Source organism: Nitrososphaera sp., from assembly GCF_037447015.1.
Taxonomy (GTDB): Archaea; Thermoproteota; Nitrososphaeria; order Nitrososphaerales; family Nitrososphaeraceae; genus Nitrososphaera.
In genome coordinates, this window is the sequence record NZ_JBBIHK010000063.1 from 1 (window position 1) to 7,112 (window position 7,112).

At 60.2% G+C, this 7,112-nt stretch carries 4 protein-coding genes; 3 read left to right on the plus strand and 1 reads right to left on the minus strand.

The window, feature by feature from the left end:
* The 3 genes from WKI84_RS12720 to WKI84_RS12730 all read left to right on the plus strand — a co-directional run.
* Positions 1-3,788: hypothetical protein (locus WKI84_RS12720; protein ID WP_337863934.1), on the plus strand; the 3,788-nt coding region annotated here is incomplete at its 5' end.
* Entirely contained in the window at positions 3,778-4,392 is a 615-nt protein-coding gene (locus WKI84_RS12725; RefSeq protein WP_337863935.1) for a hypothetical protein, read from the plus strand. The genes WKI84_RS12720 and WKI84_RS12725, both read left to right, overlap by 11 nt.
* Positions 4,393-4,472: 80 nt before the next feature.
* Positions 4,473-6,296 (plus strand): ATP-binding protein, encoded by a 1,824-nt coding sequence (locus WKI84_RS12730; protein ID WP_337863936.1) that lies wholly within the window; start codon positions 4,473-4,475, stop codon positions 6,294-6,296.
* A gap of 11 nt (positions 6,297-6,307) precedes the next feature.
* On the opposite strand, the gene WKI84_RS12735 is transcribed toward WKI84_RS12730, so the two are convergent.
* Positions 6,308-7,112, minus strand: an 805-nt coding sequence (locus tag WKI84_RS12735; RefSeq protein ID WP_337863937.1) for a response regulator, incomplete at its 5' end; no start/stop codon positions are given.

Consider the following 7,112-nt stretch of genomic DNA (forward strand, 5'->3'; position numbering starts at 1 on the left):
CCGTCGCATTTGCACGGCAAGTTGCAGACAGCGTCGCAACCACGGACGGCGTATCACGCTCTGCCGCCTTTCCAAGGTCTGCCTCAGACTCGGTCGCAGCAGCCGACGGGATAGCAAGGATGGTAGCCGCAAGCAGGCCGGCGTCTGACAGCCTCGCAGTGACAGACGCCGCCAGCAGGCTACTCTCGGCATCGAGGTCTGCCCTGGACTCTGTCTCTGCAACAGACTCGGCCGCGACTGCGGCCGCCTATGACAGATCCGCGCAGGACTCGCTTGCCGCTACCGACCAGGTCCGGTCTGCAGCTGCGCGCCCCGCCTCCGACTCGCTCTCAATCGGCGACTCTGTCGCGATGTCTATCAGCCGCTCTATTACGGACACGCTTGCAGTCACCGACGTGCCGTCGTACGCCGCCAGCCGCTCGCCGTCAGACTCGCTGCAGGTGACAGACGCGATTTCGGCCCGCACAAGCCGCTCTGCCACAGACACGCTGGCCGTGAGCGACTCGACGGCCGTCAGGGTGTCGCGCTCTCTGTCAGACGCACTGGCAGTCACAGATGACACAAGAAAGGCGGCCGCCACCTCTGCAGCTGACTCGCTTGCAGTTGCCGACACACTTGCGGCCAGGGTATCGAGCAGATCAGCGGCAGACTCTGTAGCAGTGACCGACTCGGTTTCCAAGTCGGTCGTCAAGGGCATATCCGACACCGTCTCTGCCACAGAAGCGATCAACAGGCCGTCGATCCCTGTGTCAGAAACGCTCGCCGCGACAGACTCTGTTTCAATCGCGGCCGGCAGGCGGGCCGTCGACGCCGTGTCGCTTGCAGACTCGATAACGGTCAGCACGAGCCGCAGGACGGCCGACACGCTGGCCCTGCTGGACTCGGTCTCTATCAGGACGTCGCGCTCTATCGCAGACGCGCTGGCAGTCCAAGATGGTGGCGTCTCGACTGCGAAAACCGCCAAGGCGGCAGACTCGCTCGCCGCGACGGACGGGATACGGACGTCTGTGACGAGGTCGGTTGCCGACAGCCTTGCAGCTGGCGACGCGGTCCGTACCGCTATCAACCGTTCGGTATCTGACGCTCTGGCGGTGAACGATGGCGTATCGGGCAGCAAGCGCACCGACGTTGCAGACTCGGCCTCTATGCAGGACGCCATTGCCAAGGCCGCAGGCAAGAAGGTCACAGACGCGACGGGCGTCAGTGATGTGATATCGACCGCAGTGACACGCTCTGTCAGCGACTCGCTGGAGGTGAGAGACGCGCTGCCGCCACGCCACCTGCGCACGGCCTCTGACCAGCTGGCAACAGCTGATGCAATATTGATGTTAGTGACAAGGTCGCTTGCCGACGATCTGGCCGTTTCAGACGTTGCGACTGTCCAGCCCCGGGTTGCCGATTCAGTGGCCATGACAGACACAGTACGCATCGCAGTCACAAGGAGCATCGCCGACTCACTGGCAATCGCGGACTCTATACCAAGAGCTCCTGGCACCAGCGAGACTCTTGCAGTATCAGACTCTGTCGGCATAGGCGTGGCAAAGAACTTGGCCGAATCGCTAAAGGTGGAAGATTCCGTGGGCCCGCCACCACCCCCACCAAAACCTCCAGTCAACATACCTAACCTGCTGTCCCTGTCAGACTCTGTAGTTACTAGGATCGGCAGGCTGGTCCCGGTCCCCGACTCTGTGACAGTCGCCGACCAGATAACCAACGTCTCTGTCCACTGGAACAGGAACTTTGGCGAAGGGCTCGGTCTCCAAGAGTGCACGCCGTTTGCATGCAGCCTGGTGGCCAGCTTTGGCGAGACCCTGAGCATCGGCCACGGCCACTTTACTTCGCCGCCGTTCCCGACGATGGTGGAGAGTCTGCCTGTGACAGATGCTATTGTGATAAACAGGCCGCAGACGTTCATCTCCTTGAACGACTCAGCGCCGGTATCTGTCGGGTTGAAGCCGGTCTTACCCATCCTAGTAAACAACAAGCCTGAAGACCACGGCGACCCGCCGGCTACCGAGCTTCCAGGCGTGCAGAACTGGAACGGCGACCCTGTAGCCGCAAGGGACACACTTGGGCTGGAGCCGCTGTACTTCAACTCGACCATAGTGCGCAGCAACCTGCCAAACCAAGTAGTGACTCTGCGGCCCCACCACATGACAGCCGCGCCCACCCCGCAGCTGCCAGGCGACGACGTGATAGTATCGGACTGGGCGGCAAACCTTGACGGTAACGTGCCCGTACAGATGGTCGTTGACTTTGAGGACACGCCCGCCCTGTGGGACCACAGAGACTTTATCGACAGGCTCGCGATAAACTGGACGCCGGCGCAGTTTACGACCAATTTTGTCCTCGTTGTGACTGTGATAGACGCCCCGCCGGCCGGGGCAACACTGCCTCCAGAGGAACTGCGGCCGCTGTACGTCAACATCCGCTGGGACGGCAACTTCCCTGGCGGCAACGACCCTGCCGTCAGGGCGTACTATGCCAACCCGCCGCGCTTTACCTTTACAGTCAACGACGAGTGGGCGAGAACCCAAGGCGCGTTGAGGGATGAAAACGGCGTGCCGCAGATAAGGCTGAGGCTGCTCAACGAGGCGACCAACCAGTGGGAAGAGGTGACTGCCATCCAGGCGCCGGCGTCCGGCACCAACGGCGAGTACACCTACGTCGCGACGCTCGAGCACTTCTCTACCTACGCCATCACGGCGGTCAAGGCGGCAGCGTCGTCTCCGGGAGGCAGCCAGGGCGGAGGGGTTTCGCCGACGACGCCTGCGCCTCTGCCTGCGGTCCCAGGCGCGGCACTCACAGCCCAGCTTGCCGAGTCGCTGCTTATGGGCGACGCCAGCGAGAGCGTGCCCATCGAGGAGATAGAGGAGTTTGGCCAGAAGAAATTCCGGGTGGGCATCGCAGACTCGGTGGCCATACTGACAAGGCCAGTGTCGTTCAAGACCTTCAACGTGGGCAACGTGGAGGTCCGCATAACTGTGCAGGAGGTAAAGCAGGAGAGCATAGTGCCGCCAAGGGCCGTCGCCACCTTCCTGGTAGAAATGCTGAACCACGGCGGCAAAGACGAGGAGTTCAGGCTGAACTTCTGGTACTATGATCAGGAGGGTACAAGGCCGTGGGAGTCGTCGCAGGTGGCCAGGCTTGGGCCGTACGAGTCAAAGCAGCTGCTGGTGGACGTGCCCTTCTGGCAGCCTGGCACGTTTGAGGTCACGGCAGAGGCGCGCTCTGTGCCGGGCGACGACCTGGTTGCGACGACAGAGCTGACCGTGATGATACCCTGGCTGTCGATAAACCTGTACATCGTGATATTGGTGGCAATAGCCATACTCGGGGGCTCGGGCGCGTTCCTCGCCCTTGCGCTCAGGGCCGGCATGGCAGGAGGCGCCGGCGCCGGCCTGTGGCTGCTGTTTGCAGGCAGGAAAAAGACGCCAAGCGTCAGGGTGACTGAAGACGCCCATGCAATAGAGGACGAGTACGACATCATAGTCGAGGCGAAGCAGAGAGGGCCCGGCGCAGTCGACCTTGAAATATCAAACAGGAGCTCCAGCCGTCAGGACTTTGTGCTCCGGTACTGGGCCGTAGACCCTCACTGGAGGAGGCGCGACGACCACTCTGAAAGGATAAAGATAGGTGGCCGCAAGAGCATCCACATGACCGCCAAGCTCGCGCCCGGAAACCGCTTCTTTGTGGCGGAGGCAGGGCCGGCAGACGACAACGGCGGCGACGAGGAAAAGCGCTGGAGCCACACCTGGCTCAGGCTGAGGGCAGACGATGGCTGGTAATGACTACGATGATAACAACAATGATGGTGGCCGCCGGCGTATAGCGGCAGTGGCTGCCTTGGCGACAGCAGCGCTGGTACTGTTCGCCATGGCTGCTGCTACTGTGGTCGCTTCTTTTTCTTATTCTCATTCTTTTGCTGCCGCCCAGCCGGGGTACGAGCTGCAGGCGGCGCGCAGGTTCCTCCCAAGCACACAGGTGGTCCCGGAGGCTGGAAACTATGTGGCCTATGACGTTACGCTGGCTGCGAAGACGCCCACTACTGCCACCACAGTAGCAGCGGCGGCCGGCAATGGCACGCTATTGTGGGTGCACTTTGCTTCGGCAGACGGAAGGAGCAAGTCAGAGCATTCGTTTTCGGTGCCGGCCCCTGCTCCGGGCCAGAGGAGCGTGCAGCTGCACATTGGGCCCTTCAAAATGTCTGCCGGCCGGCATACCCTTGAGGTGGGGGTCGAGCCCGGGGTGCCGCTGTACAGGGACTCGTTTGAGGCTTACCCACCCGGGACAGGCCTTGCCGCGGTGGCAGGCGCCGGCCTGGCAGCCGCCGGTGCCGCGCTGCTTGCCTGGTACTTTTATTCATCAGCAAAAAATCGGCGACAACAATAGCGGCAGCATCAGTAGTAGTAGTGACGGCAGCAGGCGATTATAGTATAATCTTATATAATGTGCAGATAAAACATGGAGCCATGAGCGGCTGGGGCAGCATAGGACGCCCCCTTGTAATAATTATCACGGTCGCCCTTGCAAGCATGACCGCCGTGTCGTCGCTGCTGGTATTCACCGCGCAGCAGACGACGCAGGCAAGGATAGAGCTTGTAGCCTCGCAGGCCCTCCAGGCAGAATTGACCGAGGACGCCTCTGCCGCAGCAGGCCAGATAGCGCATGACCTGGAAAGGATAGAAAGGACGCTTGCGTCTGCGGCCGCAACAACAATCGGGGGCGACCCGCAGGCAAGCCCTGCCCGGGAGGTGCTGCAAGTGACTGCGGCTGCCGCCCAGCATCATGGAGGCCAGATAGTCTGGCTCGATTCTGCCGGCCGCCTGCTTTACACTTCCGACCCTGCCAGCCAGTCCCTTGTGGGCTCTGACCTGTCTGACAGGCGCTATTACGAGCTGCCCCTTGCGACCGGCAAGCCGTTCATAGTCCACTCTTTCAAGGGCATAGACGGCAAGAGCAACAGCTTTGCAGTGGCCGTGCCTGTGACAAACCGCGACGACGGCGGCTCGTTTGCCGGCGTGCTTGCCGCCCTGGTGCCTATCAGCTCGGTCAAAGACTCTTTTCTCACCGCCGACTTTGCGCACAAAAAGGTCGCAGTCATTGCAAGCGACGGTACCATACTTCTCTATCCTTCTTCCACCGGCGGCAGCAGCGAATCCCTTGAAGGCAGGAACGTCAACGACCCGGAGGTGGTGGGCATGCTTGCAGACAATGGGGATCGGGAGATGGTGAGCAAGAACCTGCGTCTGCTGAGCCAGGGGCGGATGGGCGTCTTTGAGTATAGGGAAAAAGGAGAAGGAGGAGGTGGGGGAGGAGGCGGCGAGCCCAGCCTGATGGCGTACGAGCCGGTGACGATAAACGGCGTGCACACGTGGACGGTGGCAGTCATCCAGTCCACGGCGTCTGTCCGGGAGCCCTTTGTCGGCATATTTGAGGAGCGGCAAAACTTTACCGTCATAGCCACGGTCCTGATAGCGGCGATATCGGGCATATTCATCGCCTTCATCCTGCTTCTCAACCGCCGGCTGTTTGCCACCGTGAGCCAGCAGGGCGCCAAGATCCAGAACCAGCTCTCCGAGATCCAGAGGGCGTACGAGCGGCTGAAGGAGCAGGACGTGATAAAGGACGAGTTCATCAACATTGCCGCGCACGAGCTGCGCACGCCAGTGCTTCCGATGGTGCTCAGCGCCGAGAACCTGGCAGACAGCATGCCGGACGACGAAAATGTCAAGATAATCCTGCGCAACGCAAACCGCATAACCAAGCTGACAAACGACATCCTGGACGTGAGCAGGGTGGAGAGCAACACGTTCAAGCTGCAAAAGCAAAAGACGAACATCAAGAAACTGGCAGAAGACGTCATCGCCGACGCAGAGGTCAAGATACCGCCCGCCCAAAAGCTGCGGCTGGTGCTCGAATCCAGGATCCCTGCCCAGATGGAGGAGCTGAACATCGACAGGAGCAGGATCATGCAGGTGCTCGTGAACCTCGTAGACAATGCAATCAACTTTACAGAGAGTGGCACCATCCGGGTGTTCCTGGAGCAGGACGGCGACAGGCCCGGCTACGTCCGCATAAGCGTTATAGACCAGGGCAAGGGCATCGACCCTTCGGTCAGGGACAAGCTGTTTGGCAAGTTTGTGTCCAAGTCGGACAGGGCCAAGGGGACGGGCCTTGGTCTTTACCTGTCAAAAGCGATCGTCGAGGCGCACGGCGGCACGATATGGGGCGAGAACAATGGCGAGGGGGAAAAGGGCGCCACGTTTGCGTTCACCCTGCCAGTTGCCGCCTAAAAAACAACTTTCTAGTCTTTTGAAGCAGGGTTCGTCTCGTCGGTTATCAGCTGCAGCAGGTCAGCCCTTGTGAAAGGCTTCCTGAGCATCTTGATCTTGGGGTTTGAGACCTTGTTTGCAATCTCTTCCTGGGTGTATTCAAAGGCCGTTATGAATATGATCTTGGTGTTGGGCGAGATCTCGTGGATCCTGCGGTGCACCTCAAAGCCGTCCATGCCCGGCATCCTCACGTCGAGCACCGCCATGCCGTACTCTATGCCCTGCCTCCTGCCCTCTTCAATGGCCTTTATAGCAGCAAGGCCGCTCTCGGCCGTCTCGACGTCAAACCCTCTCTTCCTCAGCACGTCCCGTATGGAGCTCCTGATGTCCTCCTCGTCGTCCACGATGACTGCCTTTTTCATCTTGGTCGGGAACTGCCTGCCCACCGAGGCATAGATGTCGGGTATGGCTCCCGGGTCGACGATGCCTATTGCGATGAGCGTGTGGTCGTTTTCCAGCGGGTACATGATGATGTCCATGGCGTTGTACTGGACGTGTATGTTTGACGTGATGCCTGTCGTGCCGGCGTTGACGTTGAACGCGCCCTTGGCTATGTTGCTCCGAAGCGCCGTCTTGACAATGTCCTCCGGTGACAGCTGCCTGATCGAGCTTTGCGGCAGCTGCCTTGATGCCTTGGCCATGATGTTTGCGTACTTGTCAGTCACCATGACCATGTCCAGCTGCTTGTTTTCTGCAAGTATCGCCTTGCACCGCGCCGTGTAATCTATTTCTGTTGCCGTGTTATGGAAGTCCCTGCCTGATTTTAAAAACATTTTG